The organism is Chroococcidiopsis sp. TS-821 (assembly GCF_002939305.1).
Classification (GTDB): domain Bacteria; phylum Cyanobacteriota; class Cyanobacteriia; order Cyanobacteriales; family Chroococcidiopsidaceae; genus Chroogloeocystis.
The window spans coordinates 139,325-161,408 of sequence record NZ_MVDI01000005.1; the positions used below are offsets into that span (position 1 = coordinate 139,325).

20 protein-coding genes are annotated in these 22,084 nt (G+C 43.6%); 8 read left to right on the plus strand and 12 right to left on the minus strand.

What is annotated here, in order from left to right; translation table 11 throughout:
• The first annotated feature begins 52 nt into the window (after positions 1–52).
• Complete coding sequence (locus tag B1A85_RS14805; RefSeq protein ID WP_104547680.1) at positions 53–2,053, plus strand: di-heme oxidoredictase family protein; 2,001 nt, start codon at positions 53–55, stop codon at positions 2,051–2,053.
• A gap of 68 nt (positions 2,054–2,121) precedes the next feature.
• On the opposite strand, the gene B1A85_RS14810 is transcribed toward B1A85_RS14805, so the two are convergent.
• On the minus strand, positions 2,122–3,174 hold the full coding sequence (locus tag B1A85_RS14810) for an AI-2E family transporter (RefSeq protein ID WP_104547681.1): 1,053 nt from the start codon (positions 3,172–3,174) through the stop codon (positions 2,122–2,124).
• A 432-nt stretch (positions 3,175–3,606) separates the two neighbouring features.
• Here B1A85_RS14810 and B1A85_RS14815 point away from each other — a divergent pair, with 432 nt between their 5' ends.
• Entirely contained in the window at positions 3,607–4,821 is a 1,215-nt protein-coding gene (locus tag B1A85_RS14815) for a sorbosone dehydrogenase family protein (RefSeq protein ID WP_104547682.1), read from the plus strand.
• A 210-nt stretch (positions 4,822–5,031) separates the two neighbouring features.
• On the opposite strand, the gene B1A85_RS14820 is transcribed toward B1A85_RS14815, so the two are convergent.
• Complete coding sequence (locus B1A85_RS14820) at positions 5,032–5,244, minus strand: hypothetical protein (RefSeq protein WP_104547683.1); 213 nt, start codon at positions 5,242–5,244, stop codon at positions 5,032–5,034.
• 275 nt (positions 5,245–5,519) lie between these two features.
• Here B1A85_RS14820 and B1A85_RS14825 point away from each other — a divergent pair, with 275 nt between their 5' ends.
• The 5 genes from B1A85_RS14825 to B1A85_RS14845 all read left to right on the plus strand — a co-directional run bounded on the left by B1A85_RS14825 (position 5,520) and on the right by B1A85_RS14845 (position 10,584).
• Positions 5,520–6,416 (plus strand): SDR family oxidoreductase, encoded by an 897-nt coding sequence (locus tag B1A85_RS14825; protein WP_104547684.1) that lies wholly within the window; start codon positions 5,520–5,522, stop codon positions 6,414–6,416.
• A gap of 200 nt (positions 6,417–6,616) precedes the next feature.
• Entirely contained in the window at positions 6,617–6,883 is a 267-nt protein-coding gene (locus B1A85_RS14830) for a hypothetical protein (RefSeq protein ID WP_104547685.1), read from the plus strand.
• Complete coding sequence (locus tag B1A85_RS14835; protein ID WP_246841438.1) at positions 6,877–7,485, plus strand: formate/nitrite transporter family protein; 609 nt, start codon at positions 6,877–6,879, stop codon at positions 7,483–7,485. The genes B1A85_RS14830 and B1A85_RS14835 overlap by 7 nt, the downstream gene beginning before the upstream one ends.
• Positions 7,486–8,055: 570 nt before the next feature.
• Positions 8,056–9,246, plus strand: coding sequence for a Na/Pi symporter (locus tag B1A85_RS14840; RefSeq protein ID WP_256387467.1), 1,191 nt, complete (start codon positions 8,056–8,058; stop codon positions 9,244–9,246).
• A gap of 27 nt (positions 9,247–9,273) precedes the next feature.
• Positions 9,274–10,584, plus strand: coding sequence for an APC family permease (locus B1A85_RS14845; protein WP_104547688.1), 1,311 nt, complete (start codon positions 9,274–9,276; stop codon positions 10,582–10,584).
• A 33-nt stretch (positions 10,585–10,617) separates the two neighbouring features.
• Here B1A85_RS14845 and B1A85_RS14850 read toward each other — a convergent pair whose 3' ends face one another.
• Entirely contained in the window at positions 10,618–12,096 is a 1,479-nt protein-coding gene (locus tag B1A85_RS14850) for a glycosyl hydrolase family 57 (RefSeq protein ID WP_104547689.1), read from the minus strand.
• Between the two features lie 128 nt (positions 12,097–12,224).
• Between B1A85_RS14850 and B1A85_RS14855 the strand changes: the two genes are divergently transcribed.
• Entirely contained in the window at positions 12,225–12,836 is a 612-nt protein-coding gene (locus B1A85_RS14855) for a nitroreductase family protein (protein ID WP_210404474.1), read from the plus strand.
• Here the strand turns inward: B1A85_RS14855 and B1A85_RS14860 are convergent.
• The 9 genes from B1A85_RS14860 to B1A85_RS14900 all read right to left on the minus strand — a co-directional run bounded on the left by B1A85_RS14860 (position 12,823) and on the right by B1A85_RS14900 (position 21,943).
• On the minus strand, positions 12,823–13,629 hold the full coding sequence (locus B1A85_RS14860; RefSeq protein WP_210404475.1) for a glycosyltransferase family A protein: 807 nt from the start codon (positions 13,627–13,629) through the stop codon (positions 12,823–12,825). The two genes, B1A85_RS14855 and B1A85_RS14860, sit on opposite strands and share 14 nt — an antisense overlap.
• Before the next feature lie 12 nt (positions 13,630–13,641).
• Positions 13,642–14,754 carry a glycosyltransferase family 9 protein gene (locus tag B1A85_RS14865; RefSeq protein WP_104547691.1) on the minus strand — a complete coding sequence of 371 codons (1,113 nt, stop codon included), beginning with the start codon at positions 14,752–14,754 and terminating at the stop codon, positions 13,642–13,644.
• Between the two features lie 6 nt (positions 14,755–14,760).
• The gene (rfaE2, locus tag B1A85_RS14870; protein ID WP_104547692.1) at positions 14,761–16,227 is read right to left on the minus strand and encodes a D-glycero-beta-D-manno-heptose 1-phosphate adenylyltransferase; all 1,467 of its coding nucleotides are present in this window, start codon (positions 16,225–16,227) and stop codon (positions 14,761–14,763) included.
• Between the two features lie 18 nt (positions 16,228–16,245).
• On the minus strand, positions 16,246–16,800 hold the full coding sequence (locus B1A85_RS14875; RefSeq protein ID WP_104547693.1) for an HAD-IIIA family hydrolase: 555 nt from the start codon (positions 16,798–16,800) through the stop codon (positions 16,246–16,248).
• A gap of 23 nt (positions 16,801–16,823) precedes the next feature.
• Positions 16,824–17,537: an SDR family oxidoreductase gene (locus B1A85_RS14880; RefSeq protein ID WP_104547694.1), complete on the minus strand. Its 714-nt coding sequence runs from the start codon at positions 17,535–17,537 to the stop codon at positions 16,824–16,826.
• 76 nt (positions 17,538–17,613) lie between these two features.
• Entirely contained in the window at positions 17,614–19,494 is a 1,881-nt protein-coding gene (locus B1A85_RS14885) for a glycosyltransferase (protein ID WP_104547695.1), read from the minus strand.
• Positions 19,495–19,503: 9 nt separating this feature from the next.
• Positions 19,504–20,454, minus strand: a complete 951-nt coding sequence (locus B1A85_RS14890) for a glycosyltransferase (RefSeq protein ID WP_104547696.1) — start codon at positions 20,452–20,454, stop codon at positions 19,504–19,506.
• Between the two features lie 3 nt (positions 20,455–20,457).
• Positions 20,458–20,934, minus strand: coding sequence for a glycosyltransferase family 9 protein (locus B1A85_RS24655; RefSeq protein WP_104547697.1), 477 nt, complete (start codon positions 20,932–20,934; stop codon positions 20,458–20,460).
• A complete protein-coding gene (locus B1A85_RS14900) occupies positions 20,924–21,943 on the minus strand; it encodes a glycosyltransferase family 9 protein (RefSeq protein WP_104547698.1) in 1,020 nt (339 codons plus the stop codon). Before B1A85_RS14900 ends, B1A85_RS24655 begins: the two co-directional genes overlap by 11 nt.
• Positions 21,944–22,084: the final 141 nt, after the last annotated feature.

Below are 22,084 nucleotides of genomic sequence, written 5' to 3' on the forward strand. Positions count from 1 at the left end.
ATTAGCTAAAAGCTAACAGCTAGTCGCTCATAGCTCTAATAATGAGGTACGTATGCGATTACGTCCAATCATCATTTTGATTTCTTTGGTTGTTCTTGTCGGGTTTATTGCGTTTCGCATCGAACTCGCGCTTCCTGGAACACCACCGAGTCTTTACAACACCTATACACCATTGACAAAGCCGACATCGCAAGAAATTGGTTCGTATGACGTGTTGGGTCATACGATCGGCAAAGCAGAAGCTGACCAACTTTTGCAAACAGAGACAGGAAGACAAGAACTTTCACCGGAAAATGGTGCGGTGGAAGTCACAGAAGAACTTATCAATCTCGGTCGCAAAGCGTTTTATTTAGAAACGTTTGGCAACGAGTATTTGTTTACCGATGTCATTGGCATTCTTGATGGACCTTTGAATCTTGCTAGTTTGAGTAAGGCAATTTTGGCACTAGGAGGAAAACCAACAACAAATTTACAAATTACACTGGACAAAGATATTACAGTAGGCGATCGCACCTTTAGTGCAGGGACAGTATTGAATACTGGTCTTGATGTCCCCAAAGGTTCGCTGTTTCCTTTAGGAATTCGTTCGTTTGTCGATCGGGGTAAAGTTCGCGTTGGTGTAACTTGTGCGCTATGTCATGCGACGGTAAGTTCCGAAACAGGACGTGTTTTAGAAGGTGCGCCGAATAATGATGTTGACACAGGTTTAATCATTGCATTTGCAAGTAACTCTGCTGCATTATTTCGCCAAGCGAGTGCCAATCCCACAGAAATGCCGCCAGGCGATCGCATCTACATCAACAAAGACGGACAAGAAGCCCGCTTACCCGATATCCAAGCGATGGAAGATGCGGTTGATACCGACTTACTATCATGGCCTCCTGGTAACTTTACCTCGAATGGAGACTTAAAAAATAATCCTTCGCAAATTCCTTCATCCTACACCCAAGGTTCTTGGCCTTATAGCTGGAGTGGCGTTGCTTCTGTAGGTTGGTTTCACGGATTAACGACACTCAATAACGCTGTATTTGGTGTCAATGCCGATCCCGCAACAACGGCTGATGTCGGAGGCGAACTTTTGGGAGTGGATAAAGAAATTTATCTGGGTACGATGCTGCAAAATGCTTCAAATCCTAAATTCCGCTTGCCCAACAAAGTCAAACCATCAGAATTTTTTGAGAAAATCGATCCGACACCAGGAGAACCAGGCTTCAACGAAGTAATCAAAATGCCAGAATACCCAAAAGGTAGCGTATTCATGCAAAATGGCTTAATGGCTGCTTCTCCAGGATATAAAGTCGCCGAACAAATTAACGCCATGTCGGCGTATCAAAACACGCTAGCACCACCTCCATATCAACCAACAAACGATATCGAAGTCTTAAAACACGGTGCTGCGGTATTCAACAAAGCAGGTTGCGTTGATTGTCATAGCGGACGCTACTTTACAAACCACGATGTGATTGCCCAACGCGAACTTGGTACGCAACCATCCCGCGCCCAAGCATCAAAAGGTTTTGCCAAGCTATTTGTTCCACCCCAAACTTATCCACCTAACGTATCTGTACCCTTACCGCCCGATCCTCCGGTTATTCCAGTTCCCACGGATATCATGCCTCAAGAGGATCTCGACTTAGCCTACGCGCAAAGCGATCCTTTAGGAGGATTCAAAGTTCCCAACTTGATTGGACTTTACCTCAGCGCCCCCTACTTACACGACGGAGGTGTTGCTGCGAGTTCAGAAGCCCTCAAACCTGATAAAAAAGGCTTTAAAGTTGCAAACCCCGACCAGTTAGGAATGGCAGGTACGTTGCTACAAGGAATTCAACCCGATCCTAGTGCCAGTCTACGAGTCTTGGTAGACCGCAATTTGCGTAAACCTGTCGTTGCTGCTAATCGTGCAAATCCTGACTTGCAACGAGTAAATGTCGATGGTAGCGGTCACAACTACTGGGTAGATAGACAAGCTGGTTTTTCTGTAAAAGACCAAACTGACTTGATTCAATTTCTACTTTCAATCGATGACGACCCAGAAGTGCTACTTGATAACTAACTCTAGTCATTAAACTTACAGCAGTGGGAGTAAGGGTTCTGGATAGCACCAACTCGGTATATTCGTAGCTATCGATTCTCCCCTGCTTTTCGAGGAGAACCAAGGATATCCTGCACGTAAAGCATTTTGATTAAAACCATAATTACCGCAGCAAGCGGGGTAGCAACTAATGCACCCAGTACGCCAAACAAACCTCCCATAGCTAACACTGCAACTAGCGTGACCGCTGGTGGTAAAGAAACAGTTTTTTCCTGTACAACTGGTGTGAGAACGTTACCTTCGAGTTGTTGCACGACAAGATAAAAGATGGCAACATAAACAGCCTGCATGAAGCCTTGGCTGATAGCAATAATTATTGCTGGAAATGCAGAAAGAATTGGTCCAACAACCGGAATGAACTCAAGTAATCCAGTAATAATACCCAAAATAAGTGCAAGTGGAACACCAAGTATTGTTAATCCAACACCAACAACAATACCAATCGCAATCATAGAAATCACTCGTCCTAAAAGCCAACCACGCAATATTTGGATGACACCAGCAATGACTTCTTGCGCGCGATCGCGTCCTCTTGGCGGTACTAAATTTATTAATCCGTTACGATAGAGATTGGGTTCAACTGCAAGAAATATGCCAATAAAAATAACAAACAGTGTATTTGCTAATCCTTCTAAAGTGAGAGCAAACGCATCAACAAATTGATTAAATAAGTTAGATATTGGCAAGCCGCCATCACCACCAGGGACTTGCTCAAGTAATTGTTGACCCCAATTATATTGAGCTAAAAAAGTTTGTAATTGATTGATTCCTAGCTGAATTTGTTGGACAAACAATTCAATCTGACTCAATACTTCGGGAATAAAAAACCACCCACTAACGCCAATGACAGCAACAATAAGCAATACAACTACAACTAATGACCATTGCGCGCTTAAAGGCGTGTAACGAGCTATTGGTTTTGCTAGAGTCCGCAGAGCTACAGCAAGCAGCAATCCGAGAAAAATTAATAATAAAACATTGATAATTGCCCAAGCAAAGAGCAGCAAGACAACAAACAGCCCAATAATTCCGACTGCGATGAGCAAGCGTTTTAGATATTCCCAAATATTCTGCTGAGACACGCGCCCGACTTCCTTGCAGTTAAGATGCTTTGCAGCATATCAAATATCACGCTCTAATTAAATATTTTTGAAGAATTGAGTCATTAAAATGCTTGCGTGACGCAATATTTTTGTCGTCTTCTATCTATAGGAGGAATTTTGTACAAAACAGGCACATTACCACACTGTTGGAATTCTAATGTTACAATGTCATAGTTAAATATATGTTTTGATTAAATTAGTTAGATTTACCCGTCGAACGAACGAGCAATTTCATGACCTAATAATTGAAGTCTTTAAAAACACTTGGTTGAATCAAAATTGCTACTTAAAAATTATAAATCTTGTCTAAAATCTACCAAATCAAACCCGCGCAGGCGAGTTTTGTCTGTGTAGGCGCGATTTCTAATCGCCCACTTCAACTGAACGAATGAACATAATTGGAGATTACAAATGCAGCTGACAAGAATCATTGCCAGCGTTGTAGCAGGTATTAGTACATTAGGAGTTGCTGCGTGTGGGGTACAATCCACAGAACAAGTTTCTAGTAGTGAAAACGTTACTCAATCACCGCGATCGCAACTAGCAACTGCGAATCAACAAGCTTGCACTTTAGTACCACAAGGCGCAGGACCGCAAGGACAAGTAGATGTCCGCGTCGAGGAAGTCGCTACAGGCTTAGAAGTTCCCTGGGGAATCGCATTTTTACCCAACAATGATATGTTGGTGACCGAAAGACCAGGACGAGTGCGGTTAGTCCGTAATGGTCAACTACAACCTGCACCTGTCGCCACAATCAACGTAACTGATAGCGGCGAAGGTGGGCTACTGGGCATTGCAGCCCATCCTGACTTTGCACAAAACCGACTCTTTTACGTATACTACACCGCCGATCGCAACGGAACGCCAATCAATCGAGTCGAACGCTGGCAATTATCGCAAGATGGTACCAGCGCCACCGCCGATCGCGTCATTATTGATGATATTCCGGTTGCACTATATCACAATGGCGGACGCATCCGTTTTGGTCCAGATGGAATGCTGTACATCGGTACTGGCGATGCGCGTAAGCCGGATATTTCTCAAGATGTTGATAGCTTAGCAGGTAAAATCTTGCGAGTGACACCCGACGGCGAAGTGCCACAAGATAACCCATTTCCAGGTAATCCTGTATACATCAGCGGAATTCGCAATACCCAAGGCTTTGACTGGGCAAATGATTCCACGCTGTGGGTAACAGATCACGGTCCGAGTGGCGAACTTGGTAGAAGCGGTCACGATAAAGTTAGCGTTGCTAGCGCAGGTGATAATTTAGGCTGGCCTATCATTTATCGCTGTGAGTCTCAAGAAGGATTGGTAACTCCATCATTAGTTTGGCGCGAAGCTGTACCTCCAGGAGGTGCAGCAATCTACACCGGAAATGCAATTCCTGAATGGCAAGGTAGTTTAATGATTGCGACACTGCGATCGGAACATCTACATCGCGTCGTCTTCGACCCTAATTCTCAACAAGTTCAACAACATGAAGTCTACCTACAAGGCGAACACGGTAGGCTACGCGAAGCGATCATGAGTCCTGATGGCGAACTTTATATTACAACGAGTAACTGTGATGGTAGAGGTAGCTGCCCTGCCAGTCAGGATAAAATCTTACGCGTGACTCGGTAAGTCAGAAAAACAAACTTCTTTCAAAGGCTGGGAATTAACAACTGATAATAAATTATCGGTAAAAAGATTTACCAGCCACTACATATTATGCCAATAGTCTGCGTCCTATTCCTCATAAGTTTCTTACAAACAAAACTCGTCCCCAAATATGTTTAAGGACGAGAATTTAAAGTATTTGTATTGAGCTTATTACCGACACAAAAGTACTGCTTACATTCGAGCGATGATATCTATTTGACGGTCAACGACGTTTTCTCCAGGAGCAGGCGGAGTACCTTCAGGTGTTGATTCAGTATCTTGTGGCTTTTCATCTATCTTGTTTTTGTCTAATTCATCAGTAGCGAGATCAGGAGTGAGTGCACCAGTTGTATCTTTTGAGTTGTAACCTGCTGGAATGTCGCGCTTATTTTGTTCTGAAGTCATAATTTCTTTACTTAATGCTTCGATATTAAGTTTTCAATTGGCTGCCCCTCAAAAGCATCAGTCTAAAAGTAGAGATAAGTGTATACAGCAATTGCTAATAGCCCATTTCAGTTTTTCAATGAGCTACTTTTTTAGAGCAAATACAATAACTAAGGACGCGAGCAAAAGCAAATATATCGAACAACGTATCACTAAAGATAGACGATGATATAACAACTATTTCCTAGAGTGAACGGCATGGAGCGATAGTTAAAGAAAGAACGGGGAAACTAGCAATGTCTATCGATATAGCTGCTAAACCTGTAGATCCGCGCCAACAACACGATCGCCCTCCTTATCCCGCACAGACTCAACCCACTCCAGGATTAGAGTCTAAGATGAAACCCAAACCTGATTATGGGCAGAGTTCCTATCAAGGAAGTGGAAAGTTACGAAATCGGATTGCATTAATTACAGGAGGAGACAGCGGAATTGGTCGTGCTGTTGCAGTTGCGTTTGCTAGAGAAGGGGCAGATATTGCGATCGCCTATCTCAACGAACATGAAGATGCTGAAGAAACAAAAACCGTCGTTGAAGATTCTGGGCGATCGTTTTTAGCAATAGCAGGCGATCTTGGCGATGACCAACATTGTCAACGCGTTATACAGGAAACCGTAAACCGCTTTGGGCGCATTGATATCTTAGTCAACAATGCGGCATTTATGGGAAAAACCGTCGAAACAATGGATGAATTCACTCCAGAAAGAGTAGAAAAAACCTTTCGGACGAATATTGTTTCCATGTTTCATATGGTTAGACACGCTTTGCCACACATGCAACCAGGTAGTGTCATCATCAATACAACTTCTATTCAGGCTTATCAACCAGAGTTTATGATTCTGGATTATGCCGCAACCAAGGGTGCAATTGTCACATTTACAAAAGGATTAGCTCAGAAACTCATTCACCAAGGCATCCGCGTCAATGCAGTTGCTCCAGGTCCAGTATGGACACCGTTTATTCCGCAATCATTTAGTGCTGAAGCAACCGCTAAGTTTGGTCAAGACTTTCCTATGAACCGACCGGCTCAACCAGTCGAATTATCTCCTGCATTCGTTTTTCTGGCTTCAGAAGATGGACGCTATGTCTTGGGAGAAACATTGGGCGTTACAGGTGCTGGCGGTATTCCCTAAATAGCTGTTTTGTCATGTACAACTGAGTGCAAAACAAATAGTCCTGTCCTGCTTAAATTGAGGACAGGAATTCTTGCAAGTATCAGCCCTTGTTTCGTATTGAGGCATAATTCTTTTAGAGTTATTCTTTAATAGCTGTGCTTGACTTCATGATGAAGCTATTCGGCATTGAGCGATAAATTGTCTGCTGAGCGATCTTTATGCAAAATTCCGAGGAGCCTCAGAAACCTTATCGTCAGATTTTAGAGCAGGAGATTAAACAAGCACTCGAAGAGTTAGCCCGTCCTGCAAAAGGTTTATTTACATCAGGTCTCCTTGCTGGCATTGGAATTGGTATAAGTCCCTTGCTCGTAGCTGTGTTACTCACTCATGTAGATGGTACGCGCTCTGAGCTAGTCATTGAAATCTTAGTTGCTAATTTTTATACAATTGGCTTTATTTTTGTGGCTTTATTTTTGTCATTTTAGGTCATACCGATCTCTTTACCGAGTACACAACGATCGCCATTTTGCCTGTCCTTGATGGTCGCGCTTCGATCAAGTCATTAAGTCGGCTTTGGGGGCTGATTTACATTGGTAATTTAGTTGGGGTAGCACTATTTGCTGGGTTTGCTACCGTTATTGGTCCCGCGCTGGGAATTGTGGAACCTCAAATTTTTGGAGAAATTGCCCGCGATCGTGTCACTCACTCCTGGTGGGTAATTCTTTTTAGTGGTGTACTAGCAGGTTGGCTAATGGGGCTACTCTCGTGGCTGATTGCGGCTGGACGTGACACGATTAGCCAGATTTTTTTTGTCTGGCTCATTGTCTTAGCGATCAAGTTTTGCCATTTCCACCACTCAATTTCAGGATCTGTTGAAGTTTTGGCAGGCATTTTGACGAGTACCCTTGGAATTACAAGCCTCTTCTATTTTTTACTGTGGAGTACCATTGGAAATGCCATTGGCGGAATATTTTTTGCTATGTTGGTGAGAAACAGTTTAGTTATGTCTAGCACTAAACGCAGTTCTAATCGGCGCTACGACCAACACCAGCAGGATTCTTACAAGCAACGTCATCGGCGGCGATAAATAGACTTTCTCTTTCCCAACGCAGATAACCCACAGTTGGTAAAACTATGAAATTAAGCCTTGAAGGGACTAGATTTTTTACTTTTTACAGCGATCGCTTCTATTGAAATCAACGTAACGATAAAAAACTTTCTTATCGGCATTCTGAATCGATGGCAGCTTCTGTATTTAACAGCTACGCCTGAAATGTAACTCATATTTAGATTTAGAGATTTAAAAACATCAACCAAAAAGCAGAAATCATCTTCAAAAGATTAAATTTTGATGAAATTGGGCTAAGTAATATAGTTGCAGGAGTAAATTTATATATTTAGTATGAAGTACACCACATCAGCAAAGTAGTGCTTGAAATCTGAAAATTACCAGAGTATAATTTATGCCTCTAGGTATAAATGTTAATCACTCTTATTTTATTTAACCTCTGATTAACTGGATTTTAACGACTCGACGGGAGACACTGTGTACTTTTGAGGTGATACTATCAACAGTCGCCTTAAGATCATGGAACGTCTTACGCGAGCTTTACCATCAGGTGGCATCTGAAACTTTGTTGGTTTAATACTGGCATTAATACTATTTTTTACGAGCCTTGACCTTTTGGGTGAAGGTTTTGATTTATTGGGTGACGATGCAGCAGAAGCACTGCTAGCAAGTACTGCTAACCCAATTACAGGCTTCTTTACTGGGATTTTAGCTACCACACTGGTGCAAAGTTCCTCAACGACAACTTCTTTGACAGTTGCGCTTGTCGCCGCAGGAACAATTACTCCTCAAGCAGCAATCCCTGTGATGTTGGGGGCAAATATTGGGACGAATGTAACCAATACGATCGTAGCGTTAGGTCACTTTCACAATAAAGAGGAGTTCAAGCGGGCATTCACTGGCTCAATGGTGTTAGATTTTTTCAACATCATTGCTGCTATCCTTTTTTTAGTCATCGAAATATTCACGCGGTTTTTATCTTGGTCAGCGACAGGGTTGACAAATGTCCTCGTTGGTGTTGGTGCGATCGATCTTTTCAGCCCACTGGATTATATAGTTGATCCAATCGCTGGCTTTATTGTTGGTTTAACTCAAGAGACAGGTTGGATTGTTTTAATTATTGCTTTTGCTTTGCTGTACTTTTCCTTAAGAGGACTTGTTAAAGCCTTAAAAGCAATCCTTAACGAAGACTTACAAGAAAAAGTCAAGAAGTATCTGTTTGGTTCTTGGTGGCAAGCAATGCTTTTTGGACTTGTCATTACAGTAGCTGTCCAAAGTTCAAGCATTACAACTTCCGTAATTGTACCAATTATTGCACTAGGCGTTGTGCTGGCAATGCAAGCCTTGCCGTACTTTTTGGGTACAAATATCGGTACTTCCACAACAGCTTTGATCGCAGCAATGTCATTAGCAACAGATGGAAGTCCTGAAGGGGTAGCATCACTAACAGTGGCGTGGGTGCATATGGTATTTGATATCTACTCAATTATCTTGTTATACCCGATTAAGTACACGCGGAAACTACCTGTATGGCTTGCCGAAAAATCCGCAGATTTTGTGACAGCAGGACGAGTTGCAGCAATTGGTTACATTGCTTTAATATTTTATGCTTTGCCTTTTGGGGCAATTTGGTTAACGCAAGATTGGGAAGTTGCTACATTTTATGAACCTGTCGTTCCGCAAGAAGTAGAACAGCTAGAACAAGAAACACAAGCAAGTGATGGCGCACAAGCGCAAGACGCAGCAAGTGAAAACGAAAACAGTTCTGATACAGAATAATTCTGTTAGCGATCGCTTACCAAAATCATGCCGCAAGATTCATCAAAATCACTTAAAAGAGAATTGGGTGTAGTAGGCGCAGTTGCTCTCGGTTTAGGCTCAATTGTGGGCACTGGCGTGTTCGTCAGCACAGGAATTGCTGCGGGTATAGCAGGACCTAGTGCGATCATTTCGGTGGCGATCGCGGCGTGTGTAGCAGTGTGTAATGGCTTAAATAGCGCCCAATTAGCTGCGAGTCATCCTGTCAGTGGTGGTGCTTATGAGTATGGTTATAAATACCTTACCCCGTGGCTAGGATTTACAGCAGGGTGGATGTTTTTGGTGGCGAAATCAGCTTCAGCAGCGACTGCGGCTTTAGGTTTTGCCGGTTACTTATTGAACGTTTTGGGAATAAGCGATCGCACTTACTTAGTACCTACAGCTTTAGCCGCAGTAGTCGCGTTGACGTTAATTGTTTTGAATGGAGTAAAGCGCTCCAACGATGTCAATATCACTATTGTGTCAATCACGCTGCTATCGCTGATTTTCTTTATTGTGGCAGGTTTACCAACAGTTTTTGCAACTAATGCCAATTTCACGCCTTGTGTCGCCGATGCAGATAATCCAATTGGTTCAGTTTTGCAAGCTACTGCATTAATGTTTGTCGCTTATACAGGATACGGACGAATTGCCACTCTTGGCGAAGAAGTCCAAGAACCACGAAAAACGATTCCCAGAGCAATCATCATTACTCTTGCCACAACAATGTTACTTTATATCGGCGTTGTTGTTGTCGGTATTGGTTCGGTAGGTGCGCAGACCTTGGGAGAAGTCACCAGCGAACAAGTTGCACCTTTAGAAATTGCTGCACGTAGTTTTAATATTCCTGGAAGTGGTTTCATTTTAGCTGTTGGTGCTGTTACCGCAACATTAGGTGTCTTACTCAATTTAATTTTAGGTTTATCGCGCGTGTTATTAGCTATGGGGCGGCGTCAAGATATGCCTAAATTTGTCGCTAAAATGAATTCTTCACGCACAAACCCTTACATTGCAGTACTGATTATGGGCACTGCGATCGCCTGTTTAGTTTTGATTGGTGATGTCAGAACAACTTGGTCGTTTAGTGCGTTTTCTGTCTTAATTTACTATGCAATTACTGATTTATCAGCATTACAAATTTCCGATGAAGATCGACTTTATCCGAAGTGGATTGCGTGGGTCGGTTTATCCGCTTGTCTTTTTTTAGCTTTTTGGGTAGAACAACGAATTTGGCTAGTAGGTGTTGGCTTAATTATTGCTGGATTAATCTGGAATGCGGTCAGAAAACTAATATTAAGCTACACCGATAATGAGGGTTGAGTCATTAAGATTATTGTAACTTAAAACTAGTTACTAAGCACTAGCAACGACAAAGTTAGCGTTAATAGCTGTGGTTCCTTGGTTAAAAATTGTTTGCGCGTAATCTGTCCAAACGCCTTGTCCCCAATAACGAAAACAGCTTGTTTGTAGTAGTAAGTTATATAACAAAGCTTGCCGATATTGAGGTTGTTTTGTATCTACATTGGGACGTTCAACTTTTTCATGAAATAAAGCACTCAGTTGATTCATGGGGCTTAAAACATTTTCATATCCTTCTACCCAACTGATATGATTTGTCCAAGAAGCTCCATCAATATGAAAGTTTGGATTAGCTTGTTTAACTTTTGCGATCGCATCGGCTACAGCGTCAGGAGTACATTCATCTTGCACTCTTTGCCAAATTTGATATTGCCCTGCGGCTTGACACGTTGGATAATCTTCAAATCGGCACCCAGCAGCTTCAATCAATTCTAAATATTCTGTGCCTGTTAATCCCACAACACGACGATCTTGCTCGTACCATACTTTCTTAAATGCTGGGGGAAATTCATTCATCATCACGCCGCCATTTTCACCATCTGCGATTTGCGTCACTAAAGGTGGTATAGAAACAGCACCAAGATTTTGTCGAGATAGTGTTTTTGCTTCGTAGTACGGTTGCATTTGCCCGACAAGTTTTGTATCAGAACCCTGAGTTTTAATTAATGCTGTTATACTCAAAGTTTCTCCCGTAGAATTACGGGCAATTAAACGATGCGGAAGATGTTTAAATTGCAGTGGTGCTCCTGTTAATGTTTCTACGGTATGCTCTTGAACGATGAGCCATCGATAGCCACACTCAAGTAAGGCTTTAATGAATTGATACAGCGTATCAGGGTGGTTTGGCAAGTGCATTTCAGGAGGCGAAAAACCTTTCACCCGCGCTAAAGCTTCCCAACCAAAAATTGCCGCGAAATGATGTTGCCATGCTTGAATGTGTAATTTAATATCTGGAATTGGAGTTGAAGGCACAACCGCGTGACTCCACATTGTTCCCAGCCATTCGACATACGGTTGGTAAGTGCGATCGCACGTAATGCGTTTGAGATTTTCCAAAATATCGCCGCGCCCCATTTGTTGCAAGCCCCACAACAAATTGCCAGAGTAGTCTAACATCACGCGCGGATTATACCCTTGACTCACTAACTCAGGGATAAAATCAGCCATCCGGCTATAGCAATAGCTAAAAGGACCTGCATTATGATTATCGCCTTCGTGCGGATGTTCAAACATATATTGCAGATTGCTGATTAAAGCACCATTAACACCCGCAGGAATTGTCGGCTGATGCATGTGAAGCGCGATCGCAAAACCAGCGGTGATGTCTTCTAGCCGAATGTTCGTTGTTGGTAGAAAGATCGGTTCTTGGTGCTGTACTACCGATGCAACTTCAGTTTCCCAACCCGAAATATTTGGCAATCCATCAATAATTTCTGGGAGTTGTGGTAAGTTAATCAATTGAGTGCTAGTCATAATGACCAAAAAGCTAAGTTCAACTAAACTACTAACTTTTCTTTGTCAATGCAAGTTTTAAATTCTCAGCAATAGCGATTCTAAAAGCCATTTGCTTTCGTTAACTCTATACAGCTAACAACGCTTTGATGATCGACAAAACAGCTAAGACTCAATACCCAATTGACGACCTGCTGCGACGGCGTTGGAGTCCGTTAGCATTTTCCGCGCGGATGGTTGAACCTGACAAGCTGCGCACTGTTCTAGAAGCCGCAAGCTGGGCAGCATCTTCTTTTAACGAGCAACCGTGGAGTTTTATCGTTGCAACTTCAGATAACAAGGTTGAATTTGAACGCTTGCTGAGTATTCTCGCCCAAGGAAACCAAGAGTGGGCACAGTATGTCCCAGTATTAATGCTGAGTGTAGCAAAATTGCATTTCGAGCGCAATGGCAACGAGAATCGCCATGCTTTTCACGATGTTGGTGCAGCGGCTGCAACCTTAGCTATCCAAGCGACTGCACTAGGATTATTTATTCACCAAATGGCAGGATTTGACGTTGCTAAAGCAAAGGAGATTTACGGTATTCCTGAAGGGTACGAACCAGTAGCCGCGATCGCATTAGGTTATCTCGGAGATCCACAAACTTTGTCAGATAAATTGCAGCAACGAGAAATGTCACCGCGCACTCGTAAGCCGCTAGAAACTTTTGTTTTCTCTGGTGGCTGGAACCAGCCTTCACCCCTAGTTAACCGTTCGTAATCGGTAAAATCTGCGGTGCATCGACACTGCGATCGCGCATCGTCGTCGGTAATTCTTGATGATAAACGCCTGAAGGCAATACCCCACAGCCACCATAACGTGCCATGACTCGTAGTTGTGCGAGTACATCTTCGCCACAAGCTTGTGTTGGTAATTCTTGCCAAAAACGAAAACCGCCGACATCAAGTAGTTTTAATCTGTCATACAAAACGCACCCTGCAATCCAAGCAACGCGATATTTGCGCGGGCGATCGCACGTAATATGCAAGCGTTGTTGAATGTGATATAAATTAGCAGCATTATGCAGTTTCCAGCGTTCCCAAGCAGGAGTATTTGGTTTTACTAATTCTGGTGTTACAGGAGTATCCCAAAATTCAATTTGCTGTTCGTGCAAGCGAATATCGTGAAGAAAGCTAAGCCCGATAAATGCATTACCAACAAAGCCGCATTTTTCTGCGGCGATCGCTACTAATAAATTATGGACAACGTAAGACTCGCAAATAACATCATCATCTAAATAAAGAACATAGGGAGAAGTTGCTTTCTCTAAAAGAAATTGACGTTGTTGCGCGATACCACGTCGTGGTAAATTTTTGTAGACAATGATTTGATGACCGTGACTTTCAAGCACTCGAACTACAGCTTGAACTTCTTTAGTTTGAATTGCATCTCGATCTTCAGTTTGATCGGAAATAATTATGCGAAAATCGCGGTAAGTTTGCGCGCAAAGACTTGTCAGCGTTACGGCTAAAGCAGCTGGACGGTTATAAGTAGGAATTAAAATATCAATCATCAGTTAGTTAGCCTAACGGCTGGTAATAGGTAACTGGTAATTGGATACAGATGTTGAGGTGTTTGGAGATAGTAGTTCTAAGGTTGCATTGATGACAGTTTCGGGTTCTACTAAGCGCAAACAGTGATGATGTCCTTCGGGGCAAATACTTTTATAACAAATGCGACAAGGAACGTCGTGAAAGATAACGCGATTAGGAACTTGCCAAGGAGTATGTTGTGGATTAGTTAAAGCGTATAAATCAACAACAGGCGTACCAACTGCGGCGGCGATGTGAACAGGCGCAGTATTGTTGGAAATTAATAAAGGGGCTGCGTCGATTAAAGCACTAAGTTCGCCTAAGTTAAGACGGTTAACGAAAGAATGCGATTGCGATCGCATCTTACCGCGAATGAATTCAACAAGTTCGATTTCAGATTCGGTTCCCGTGAAAACCACTTGAATGTCGTAATCGCGAACTAATTTTTCGGCGACAATTGCAAAACTTTCAGGAGGATAGCGGCGCGAAACCGCAGATGCGCCTGGGTGAATGACAACCCAAGGCTGTTGATGAATTTCTATTTCTCGCAATAACGATTGAATTGTGACTTTAGCGGCGTCTGGTATGCGTAGCTTTAAGCGTCGATCGGCAATGGTACTACCAACGCTAGCAACTAGATCGAGTTGGCGTTGCACTTCGTGACGGATAAATTGTTCCGGTTCGGGATCTTTAATCCAATGCGTGAGAAGTTGATAAGGATTTTCATGGCAATGCGCTAACGTCAATGGAATACCCGCCATATAGCATAAAAAAGCCGTTGGTAAAGGATTTTGACTGTAAACGGTGAAGATTACTGCTGCATCAAAATCGCGTTCTCGCAATAAATTAATAATTGCATATTCTGGCTCGCTATTTTTCCGAGGTGCAGTTGCTTTTAACCAAGGAGAATCATAAACGATGACATCATCAATATCAATTAATAAAGGCGCGATCGCACTTCCTGCACTTGAAGTCATTAAAGTAATATGGCGATCGCATTGCGAGTTTTTCAAGGCACTAATCGCAGGCGTTGTCATGAGTACGTCGCCAATTGTATCTAATCTCACGCACAAGATTTTTTTAGCGTCATTCCAAGTAGAATACATGGCAATTTAATGTGATGGTTGTTTCGTGAAAGTTTGATAAATCCGATTTACAATCGCCGTTGTCGAAATATTACTAACATAAGGAAGGATTTCTACTTTGCCACCTAATGATTCCACTAAAGGAACTTCCGGTAACATTTCTGGCGTATAATCTCCACCTTTAACGTAAATATCAGGACGTACAATTTCAATAAGTTCGCGCGGTGTTGATTCGGAAAAAGGAATGACATAATCGACACTTTCTAAAGCAGAGAGAATTGCCAAGCGATCGCTTAAACAATTCACCGGACGATTTTCACCTTTGAGTTGACGAATACTTTCATCACTATTGACGCCAATAAGCAAAATATCGCCTAAGTTTTTTGCTTCACTCAAATAAGTTACGTGACCGCGATGTAATATATCAAAACAGCCATTCGTGAATACAATTTTTTTGTGTTGTAGTTCTTGGATTAAACTTGCTAAGATTTTGCGACTATAAACTATTTTTTTATTACCAGAAAGTGACTGATGTAAAGCGGCTAAACTACAAGTTGTCGTTCCTGGTTGAGTGACAACAATCGCCGCCGCCGCAGCAGCAATCGACGTAGCAATTTCAACTTCTGTACCGCTTGCTAAAGCTAAGGTTAAACCAGCAACAAATGTATCTCCTGCGCCCGTTGTTTGACTGTTCCGCGCTGGTTGAGAAGGAATGAGGTAGGGGGACTTATTGCGCTCAAAAACAACCGTTCCTTCGGCGTCTAGAGTGACAGCAGCAATTCGAGTATTAACTAATTTTAGTAAGCTTGCTCCATTATCTACAATTTGTTGAATTCGTACTTCGCCTTGTAAAGCTGGTAGCGCAAGAAGTTGAATTGCTTGTTGATAGTTTGGTTTAATTGCTGTTATATTAATCGCGCTAAATTGATTTAATTGCTTAGAATCAACCGTAAAAATACGCGGATAAGTTTTCTGAAGTTGAGCTAAAGTTTGAACGATTCGCGGTGTAACAATTCCTCCGCCATAATCTGAAATAACGATAGCATCACAGCTAGGAAAAAGATGATGCAAATTATCAATTAATTTTTGTTCTATATCAAAATCAATACTTTCTGTACTACCGCGATCGCATCTTAAAAGTAACTGCGAATCTGAAGTAATGCGCTGTTTGAGTAAAGTCTTTCTATGTGGCGATGTCACCAAATATTGCGTTGAAATGCCTTGATGCTGTAGTGTTGCTTTGAGGCGATTTCCTTCGTCATCATCACCGACAACCGAAAGCAAGATCGTATTTGCGCCTAAACGATTCAAATTAGCTGCGGTATTTGCCGCACCTCCAGGGACATCCAAGCGATCGCCCATATCCACAATGGGAACAGGCGCTTCGCGACAAAGACGATGCGTTGTACCTTCTACGTAACAATCCAACATCGCTTCACCCAACACCAAAACTCGCAAGTTCGCCCAGCGATCGAGATAATTTTCAGCAATCATATTTTTAACTTTATAAATTTAATCAAGTGCTGTAATCACCTTGGCAGCGGCAGTTAAATCTTTCACAATATGATGCGGTAATCTTTGCCGAGATAATTGCCATTCGGTTTCATTACCGTTATCAATCAAGATAGTGCGACACCCCGCAATATTACCTGCTTCCACATCATTGAGAATGTCTCCCACAAACCAAGATTGCAATAAATCAATGTGGTTTTCCTGCGCGGCTTTTTTGAGTAACCCAGGACGCGGTTTGCGACAATCGCAATCAATCGCAAATTCTTCAACAATTCCCTGCGGATGATGCGGACAGTAATAAAATCCCGAAATCGCCACGCCAAAATCACCCAACACCCGCCGTAAATGTTTTTCCACTGCTACCAAAGCACTTTCAGAAAAATACCCCCGCGCCACACCCGACTGATTCGTCACAATAAAAAGTTCATAACCAGCCGCCGCCAACCTTTGCACCCCCTCCACTGCACCCGCACACAGCCGAATCTTCAGCGGATCGACATTGTAAGGAACATCCTCAATCAAAGTCCCATCCTTATCCAAAAAAACCGCCTTCACACTCCTCCTTCCTTTGTGCTTCACTAAGGCCAAGAACTCTCCTTCATCGGTAAAACCATAATCTCAGCAATCACCGTCTCAGCCGGTTGCATCAGCAAATACAAAACAGTCTGAGCCACATTCTTGGGATCTTGCAAAGTCGTCATATCAATATCTGGAAAACGTTCCGTCAAAAACGGAGTCTGCATTCCCCCCGCAACCACCGCCGTCACTTTGATATTGTGCGGTCTTCCCTCAACGTGCAACGCGTGCGAAAACCCCAACAAACCCCACTTACTCGCATGATACGCCGAAGCATTTGCCCACGCTCGCTTAGCCGCAGTCGAAGTAATGTTAACAATATAACCACCTCCCTGCGATTTCATCGTGGGAAACACAGCCTGCGACATCAAAAACGGTCCAGTGAGATTAACACCAAGAATGCGATTCCATTCTTGTACAGGCATTTCCTCAAGTGGAACCGTTAAATCGATCCCTGCATTGTTCACCAAAACATCAACTTTGCCATACTGCGAAATTACTTTATCCGTCACCGTTGCGACTTGTTCGCTATCAGCAACATCCAACGATACAGCGATCGCATCCTTACCGTTTTGCCGCAAATCTTGCGCTACTTTTTCAGCTAATTCCACGCGAATATCAGCAACAACTGTAGTTATTCCCGCATCAGCCAAAGCATGACAAATCGCTTCGCCTAAACCCCGTCCGCCACCTGTAACAATCGCCACTTTTTGCATAATTCATCTCCTGTTAGTCGTTTGTAAGTACTCTGGTAATTGGTAATTGGTCATTGTCGAAAATACCTATTACCCCTTACCCCACCAACTCCCTTTCCTGTTCTTGAATTTCGCTTACTGACAGCGGTACAGCTAATAACTGCCCTTCGACCAATTCGCACAGCAAATGCAAAACCATTAATTGCACTTCTTGAATGCGTTGCGGATCGCTTGCGGGAACTAGAATTGCCGTATTCGCCAGGTCTAAAAGTTCGCCACCACTACCACCAATCAGCGCAATACAGTGAATATTCTGCTGACGTGCGGCGTGAAACGCCTGAACAAGATTGCGCGATCGCCCGCTGGTACTAATACCAATCAAAACATCGCCAGGTTGCGCAAAAGTTTTCACCTGTCGCGCAAACACATCTTCATACCCGACATCATTCGACCACGCTGTGACTAATGCTGTATCAGCCGTCAAGGCGATCGCAGGTAATCCAGCGCGATACGCACACCGAAACCGCCCGACAAATTCTGCCGCAAGGTGTTGTGCTTCTGCTGCACTCCCGCCGTTACCGCAAATCAAAACTTTGTTGCCTTGCGCGAAGCAATGACTTAACTGTTTTGCTGCTAAAATAATCGCGGGACTTAATGCCGTTTTTGCCGCTTGGAAAGCTTGAATTGCTTCATTAAAACTGCTTTCCACGATCGCCAACTCATTAAAACTACTCTCGCATTGCCGACTACCTGCCAAGACCGATTCGTATAACGCCGCGATTTCACTCGTGACTTTTTCCCAAGTAAAACGCCCTTCGACGTGACGAATTGCTTGTCTACCGAGTAGTTGTAACAACGCTGGATTTTGAAACAAAAACGCCAAGCGATCGCCCAACATTTCCGGTTGATTCGGTGCTACTAAATACCCCGTTTCGCCATCTTTAACCGTAAACTTAATTCCACCAACGTTTGACCCAATTGCTGGAGTCCCGCACGCCATCGCCTCTAGGGGAGTAATACCAAACGGTTCGTACCAAGGAGTTGTGACAAAGACATCCGCTGCGCTGTAGAAATATTTGAGAATCTCGCGCCCCCGATTGCCAAAAAAGGTAACGCGATCGCCGATCCCCAACGAAGACGCGATCGCACTCAAGCGGGCAATTTCTGGCGTTATTTGTGGGTTAGGAGTCTGCGACTCGCCGCCGACAATCAATAACCGTGCTGCGATTCCATGCTGTTTCACTAAATGAGCAAAGCCGCAAATTGCATTATCAACGCCTTTACGCGGTACTAAACGACCGAGTTGCAAGACAATCCGTTCATTAACAGGTAAACCCAAAACCAACCGCGCTTGCGATCGCTCGATTTGCCAAAATTCTCCACGATCGACTCCACAAGGAATTACCTCAATCTTGTTCGGATCGGCGTGATAGAGAGTCAGTAAATCTTCGCGGTCTTGGGGACACTCGGCAATAATCTTGTCAGCTTCGCGCACGATGCGGTCTTCAATTGCAAAGCGATCGTCAGGAAACTTATCCGCATCGCCTTGATAAAAACGACGGACGCGCCCTAATGCATGAAACGTCACGACAAACGGAATACCTTTTTGTCGCTTAATTTCCGCCGCGACTAGCGCTGACATCCAGAAATTGGCATGAATCAAGTCATAATTCCAGTGGCGATCCATAAACGCGATCGCCGCCATGGTAAATTCTCCCATGTACGGTAGCAACGCCTCTTTCGGCATCACCTGAGTAGCACCGGCGGTAATGTGGACGATTCTCACGCCGTTATGCCACTCGACGATTTCCGGTAACTGGGGGCGATCGCGTCGTGTCAACACATCAACGCTGTAGCCAAGTGCAGCTAAGTGTTTTGCCACCTGACCGACGTAAACATTTTGACCGCCACTATCGGCTCCGCCAAAGATACCTAAAGGAGTGGCGTGTTCGCTAATTAGGGCAATGCGTTTCGTCATTGAATCAACTTAAGCGATTGATAAACGTTCCACAACCGATAAAAATGCTGCATCCCAATCACGGATAAACCGTTGGATATTAAAGCGTTGTTGCGCTTGTTTTTTTGCACCCGCACTTAGGCGATGTGCTAAATCTGGATTGGCAATCAGTTCTTGCATCCGTGCCATCAAGCGATCGATATTCGTATCGACATAACCTGAAACTCCGTTTTCGACAACTGTGACTAATTCCGTCGTTGCTAGACCAACGATAGGTAAACCCAGCATCATCGCTTCGCAGACGGCTAAGCCTAAACTTGTATAGCGTACAGGGTGAAAGAAAAAGCGATATTGAGAAGCAAAAGCTGGTAACTGTGCGTGCGGAACTTCGCCTAATCCACCTAAAGATTCAGCATCCATCCCGACTAAATCTAAAGGTATCGAGTCGCGGACTTGCGTAAAAATATCAACTCCCAATCGGCGTCCGCGCCTGCGCAAATCGTTGGTGACAACCAAACCTTTCGCGAGTTCTCCGCTGTAACTAATATTTTCAGGTACAACCACACCATGCTCGATAGTGCGACTTGGCGATCGCCCGTTATCCCACATTAAGCGATTAAAATCGGTAACGTGAATTAACAACGCATTTGGATCGTCAACGATATGTTTGGTATTCGTTGGGTGTTCCTGCGGCGGATCGTGTTCTAAATAAAGGCAAGGTAACTGTTGCTGTGACTGCGACAAAATTTCGTATTGATCGTGCAAGTAATTTTTGCGCGACTGAAACAAGATACAGTCAAAATCTAAATGACGCACTTCCTGCGCCGGAACGTCATGTACGTTATCTCCCCACGCAAAGCCAGGTAAACGTCCGCCATAGCCTTCAGGTTTGCCAGGTAATACTGGTAAATAAAATTCATGGTTTGCCTGCGTGAGATAGTAAAGATAGCTGCCATGAATATGCCAAGTGAAGATTCGCATTGCTTAGAGGTTAGGGGTCAGGGATCGGAGGTCAGGGGCTACTGTAGATGGAAAGCCAACAGCATCTAATAAATAAAGATGAGGGTCGATTTTTGGTAAATCTTCTAAAGGTGGTTTGACCCAATGCGACAAAACGCTACCGCCAAATTCTTTTGATTGCCCTACACGGATTGGAATTCCGGCTAAATAACACAGATAGGCTAATAGATAAGGAGACTCAAAGCGATCGGTAAAAATAATTGCGGCATCAAATTGAAGAGTGTATATTTTTTTGATTAATTCTGTTTCTTTGGTTACATTTTGCCAATTTGTTGTATAGAAAATAGTGCGTAACCCAATCGTGTCAGCTAAGTCTTTGTTTGTTATCAGTAAAGTCATCGCAGGGTAAGCTATCCTTAACTTATGCAATGCAGGCATCACCGCCAGATCGCCAACAACGACAACGAGTAAACGCTTGACCTTTTGCCAATCAATTTGCATAGGCGACCTCGCGGTGCAAAAGGTCTTGTACTTCAGCTATGACAGCCGCTACAGTATCAGCCGTAGAAGGCACGATAACTCGGTGGCGATCGCGATTTAACGGCGACCAGCGTTTGGGGTCAGAATTTGTGAAAATCACAACACTGTTGACTTCTAAAGCAGCGGCTAAATGCGAAACTCCCGTATCGTTGCACGCCAACAAAGCCGCATTTTTGAGTAATGCGGCTAACGCGCCTAAACTTGTTTGTCCTGCTAAGTTAATTGCAGACTTCTGCATCAACCCAGCAACCGTTTGAGTCAAATCTGCTTCTGCGGCGGTTCCAGTTAGAACAACTTCAAACCCCATTTCGCTTATGGCGTCAGCAACACGCGCAAAAGCCACAGGCGACCAACGGCGATCGCTGACACTCGCGCCAGGATGAACGCAGACATATTTCCCTGGTAACAAAAAACGAGTTTCAGGAATTTGCTGTAATTCCCACCAGTCTGACTTTAACAGTGGAAATTCTAAGTGTTCGCCTTGTAACGGTACACCTAAAAATTCCATCAATTGCAGATGTCGTCTAACTTCTGGCGCGGATTCTGGATAAGCTAAAAATCGTTGAGGATCGGGGCAATAATGTTCTGGCAAGAAAAATCCAGCGTTGACTTTTGCACCTAATAGCACAGTAAATGAATTAATGACAATTCCACTACCATGCATCTGAAGTGCCAAATCAAATGCTTGCGCTTGCAGTTGTGCTAAACCATCATGAGTGCGTTGCGGCGAATGCCATCCTTCGGGAATTCCTGGATAGCCAGGAAACGCTAACCATGCATCTAAGTAGCAATCGAAGCGGCGCACAAAGCTTTGCGCCCAAGGTAAGCCAATCAGAGTAATTTCCGCTTCTGGTAACGCAGTTCGCAACGCTCTAAAAGCTGGTACAGCGCAAAGGAGATCGCCCAGTCCTGGTAAACTACGTACTATTGCTACTCGCGATGGATTGCCAATGCGATCGCTCACACTCATAAGCTTTCTTGCCTCTGTATGTCAAACCATCTTAGAGAACTCAACCAGGTTATACATTGTGCAAATGCACAATTATTAAGTTCTTAAAGCAGCAATTATTTAGACAAATGCCCAATCAAAGTTGTGAGTTAAAAAAATGTT

Bases quoted from the DNA above. Each gene is read 5' to 3' on its own strand.
- B1A85_RS14885 (WP_104547695.1), bottom strand. From the start codon at position 19,494: ATGACGAAACGCATTGCCCTAATTAGCGAACACGCCACTCCTTTAGGT.
- B1A85_RS14880 (WP_104547694.1), bottom strand. From the start codon at position 17,537: ATGCAAAAAGTGGCGATTGTTACAGGTGGCGGACGGGGTTTAGGCGAA.
- B1A85_RS14820 (WP_104547683.1), bottom strand. From the start codon at position 5,244: ATGACTTCAGAACAAAATAAGCGCGACATTCCAGCAGGTTACAACTCA.
- B1A85_RS14855 (WP_210404474.1), top strand. From the start codon at position 12,225: ATGATCGACAAAACAGCTAAGACTCAATACCCAATTGACGACCTGCTG.
- B1A85_RS14860 (WP_210404475.1), bottom strand. From the start codon at position 13,629: ATGATTGATATTTTAATTCCTACTTATAACCGTCCAGCTGCTTTAGCC.
- B1A85_RS14830 (WP_104547685.1), top strand. From the start codon at position 6,617: ATGCAAAATTCCGAGGAGCCTCAGAAACCTTATCGTCAGATTTTAGAG.
- B1A85_RS14900 (WP_104547698.1), bottom strand. From the start codon at position 21,943: ATGAGTGTGAGCGATCGCATTGGCAATCCATCGCGAGTAGCAATAGTA.
- B1A85_RS14890 (WP_104547696.1), bottom strand. From the start codon at position 20,454: ATGCGAATCTTCACTTGGCATATTCATGGCAGCTATCTTTACTATCTC.
- B1A85_RS14865 (WP_104547691.1), bottom strand. From the start codon at position 14,754: ATGTATTCTACTTGGAATGACGCTAAAAAAATCTTGTGCGTGAGATTA.
- B1A85_RS14850 (WP_104547689.1), bottom strand. From the start codon at position 12,096: ATGACTAGCACTCAATTGATTAACTTACCACAACTCCCAGAAATTATT.
- B1A85_RS24655 (WP_104547697.1), bottom strand. From the start codon at position 20,934: ATGCAAATTGATTGGCAAAAGGTCAAGCGTTTACTCGTTGTCGTTGTT.
- B1A85_RS14845 (WP_104547688.1), top strand. From the start codon at position 9,274: ATGCCGCAAGATTCATCAAAATCACTTAAAAGAGAATTGGGTGTAGTA.
- rfaE2 (WP_104547692.1), bottom strand. From the start codon at position 16,227: ATGATTGCTGAAAATTATCTCGATCGCTGGGCGAACTTGCGAGTTTTG.
- B1A85_RS14815 (WP_104547682.1), top strand. From the start codon at position 3,607: ATGCAGCTGACAAGAATCATTGCCAGCGTTGTAGCAGGTATTAGTACA.
- B1A85_RS14805 (WP_104547680.1), top strand. From the start codon at position 53: ATGCGATTACGTCCAATCATCATTTTGATTTCTTTGGTTGTTCTTGTC.
- B1A85_RS14825 (WP_104547684.1), top strand. From the start codon at position 5,520: ATGTCTATCGATATAGCTGCTAAACCTGTAGATCCGCGCCAACAACAC.